Below are 2,930 nucleotides of genomic sequence, written 5' to 3'. Positions count from 1 at the left end.
GAGCGGGGCGGGGGGGTTAGGCGCCGACGGTGCCGTCGATGGCTTCGCGTAGGAAGTCGGCGTGGCCGTTGTGCCGGGCGTACTCGTGGATCAGGTGCAGCATCACCAGCCGCAGCGACACGCTCTCGCCCCAGCGGGCGTTGTACGCGGTCACGTCCAGCGACTCCGCCTCCCGCTCGATGCGGCGGGAGTGCTCGACCTCCCGCTGCCAGGCGTCGAACGCCTCCGCCCGGCTGGCGGTGCGGGCGTCGTACGCCTGCTGGTAGTCGCCGGAGTCCGACCAGACCAGCGGGATGTCCTCGCCGTTGACCACCCGGCGGAACCAGGTACGTTCCACCTCGGCCATGTGCCGCACCAGGCCGAGCAGCGACAGGGTGGACGGGGGCATCGACTGGCGGCGCAACTCCTCGTCGGTGAGGCCGTCGCACTTCATGGCGAGGGTGGCCCGGTGGTAGTCGAGGAAAGCGCGCAGCGTCTCACGCTCGTCGCCGGTCAACGGTGGGCCGATCCGCTCGGTGGTCACTGGTTCGTCCTCCCGGTCGACGGCTCGCGTGGGTCCCGCCGAACCCCTCCGCAGGTGATCATGCCGCAGGTGCGGTCGGCCGGCGCAACCGCCTCCGGCCCGTCGGGCGGTCACCCGAGCGACGAACGGGCCACCGGCGCGTCGAAGTACCGGTCCGGCCAGGGCTCGTCGAGGTAGCGGTAGTGCCACCACTCCCGGCCGTAGTTGACGAATCCGCCCTCGCTCATCAGCTGCCGGAGCAGCCGCCGGTTGTCCCGGGCGGGGCCGGCGACCCGGGGCGATTCGGTGTGCGCCAGCGGGTCGAAGCAGTCGAAGCCGGTGCCCATGTCCACGCTGTTGTCCGGGAACCGCTCCCGCCGGTCGGCGGTGCAGGGGGCCAGCGGCTGACCCGGTACGTACCCGGGTTGGTCGGGCGTCGGCACGTCGACCAGGGTGAGGTCGACCGTGCTACCCCGGCTGTGCGACGTGGGCGCGCCGAGGTAGCCCTGGTCGAAGAGTTCCGACTTGGCCACCCGGGGATAGAACTCGGCCTTCATCTGCTGCTCGTCGGGTTGCTTCGCCCAGGCCACGAAGTCGTCCACCGCCGGTTCGGGTCGGTAGCAGTCGTACACCTTGAGGCTGCGGCCCCGGGCCAGCGCGGCGTCCTGCACGCGGCGCAGCGCCTCGGCGGCCTGCCGGGTGAGCAGGCAGAGCGGTTCGGGGTAGCCGGCGACCGGCCGGCCCACGAAGTTGTGCGCGGTGGCGTACCGGATGTCGGTGCGGATGCGGGGGTCGACGTCGGTGAGCACCACGAAGCCCGGCAGGCGCGGCGTCGGGCCCGGCGCCGGCGCGGTCGGGCCCGGCGGCGGCGGTGCCGGCCGGTCGCACCCGGGCGCCAGCGCCGCGATCAGGAAGGCGGCGGCGACGCCGCGGACCCGCTGGGCGGTACGGGCACGGGCCCGGCCTGGCCTGGACACGCCTCCTGTCTATCAGGATGCGCCCCGCCGGGCGTCCCGCCGGGCGCCAGCCGGGCCTGCAGGAAGCGCAGTTCGGCGGCGGCGTCGTCCGCACCGCCCGCCTCGTGACCGTTGTACCGCCAGACCGACAGCTCCGTCGGCCCCCGGTAGGCGTTGACGGCCGCGAAGACGGTCGACGGCGGCACGATCTCATCCATCAGCGCCACCGAGAAACGGGCCGGCAGCCGGCAGCGCCGGGCGAAGTTCACCCCGTCGACGTACGCCCGGGTCCGGGCCCGGGCCCGGGCCCGGGCGAGGGTATCGGCCCAGAACCGGTCGAAGGCGGCCGGCTCCCGCACACCACTGCGGTACGCCCGCAGCTCCTCCTCGGGCAGATCGGTGAACATCCCTCAGCCGACCGTCGGGGTTACCGTGAACCGGGAGTGCAGCCTCCGGGTGTGGTCGACGTACCGGGCGGCCCGCCTCCAGTGGCACCCGCAGGTAGCCGATCAGCCGCCGCACCGGTTGGACCACCGACGCCACCGGGTCGTGCGCGTACAGCTGCACCGCCTCGCTGCCCCACCGGCTGCCGGTGTTGTGCAGCGTGAAGTGCAGCCGCAGTTCCCCGTCGGTGGCCCCCTCCGCCGCGTCGACCACCCAGCCCCGTCCAGTCGAACGTGGTGTAGCTGAGCCCGTGCCCGAAGCCGTACGCCGGGGTCGGGTCGGCGTTGGAGACGTCGGTGGCCTGCCCGAGCCGCGCGGCCAGGTAGGTGGCCGGCTGCCCGCCGGAGCGGGCCGGCACGCTGACCGAAGTTTCGGTGCTGCGCGGCCGCAACCGCCGGACCGCTGCGGGCCCGACCGGCCGGCCCGCGCCCTGCTGGGCACCGGCCGACCGCCGCCGGCCCCGTGCTCAGCGCTGGTGGCGGGCGGCCCGGCAGACCTGCACCGGCAGCGCGGGTGCGCCGTCGACCGGCGCCGGGTCCTCGGCGGTGGGGGCGATCCCGCCGGCGGCGATCCGGTCCAGCGTGGCCAGACCGGGGGCGTCGACCGAGCCGAAGATCGTGTAGTGGGGGCGCAGCGCCGAGTCGGCCTGCACCAGGAAGAACTGACTGCCGTTGGTGTCCGGGCCGGCGTTGGCCATGGCGAGGGTGCCACGGGCGTAGAGCCGGCGTACGCCGGTGGGATCGGTCGGCGCCGGTGGCAGGTCGGTGGGCAGCTCGTCGCGGTAACGGTAGCCGGGGCCACCGGAACCGGTGCCGGACGGGTCACCGCACTGCAACACCTTCAGTGTCGGGTACGCGGTCAGCCGGTGGCAGGAGGTCCGGTCGTAGAAGCGGTGCCGTACCAGGTGCAGGAAGCTCTGCACGGTGCACGGCGCGGCGGCCCGGTCCAGGGTGAGCCCGATCGGCCCCTGGTTGGTGCGCAGGGTGACCCGCACCGTGCCGCGGTCGGGGGTGCGCCGCGGGTCGGGC

4 protein-coding genes are annotated in these 2,930 nt (G+C 74.3%); all 4 read right to left on the bottom strand.

Annotated features, from left to right (window positions below; all coding sequences use genetic code 11):
- Window positions 1-16: 16 nt before the first annotated feature.
- A complete protein-coding gene (locus C1I99_RS30835) occupies window positions 17-523 on the bottom strand; it encodes a DinB family protein (protein WP_111137664.1) in 507 nt (168 codons plus the stop codon).
- Between the two features lie 110 nt (window positions 524-633).
- On the bottom strand, window positions 634-1,479 hold the full coding sequence (locus C1I99_RS30830) for a M15 family metallopeptidase (protein ID WP_438941468.1): 846 nt from the start codon (window positions 1,477-1,479) through the stop codon (window positions 634-636).
- Complete coding sequence (locus C1I99_RS30825; RefSeq protein WP_111137663.1) at window positions 1,410-1,865, bottom strand: acetylxylan esterase; 456 nt, start codon at window positions 1,863-1,865, stop codon at window positions 1,410-1,412. The genes C1I99_RS30830 and C1I99_RS30825 overlap by 70 nt, the downstream gene beginning before the upstream one ends.
- 503 nt (window positions 1,866-2,368) lie before the next feature.
- Window positions 2,369-2,930 (bottom strand): peptidylprolyl isomerase (locus tag C1I99_RS30815; RefSeq protein ID WP_111137662.1); only part of this gene is annotated, 562 nt, incomplete at its 5' end.

The sequence above is a fragment of the Micromonospora deserti genome (assembly GCF_003236335.1).
GTDB lineage: Bacteria > Actinomycetota > Actinomycetes > Mycobacteriales > Micromonosporaceae > Micromonospora > Micromonospora deserti.
The sequence above is the reverse complement of the archived record's forward strand: the minus strand, read 5'-3'. Positions and strand labels throughout refer to the sequence as shown.

What these genes read in the sequence shown, in the direction of transcription:
- C1I99_RS30825 (WP_111137663.1), bottom strand. Translation starts at nt 1,865, where the DNA reads ATGTTCACCGATCTGCCCGAGGAGGAGCTGCGGGCGTACCGCAGTGGT.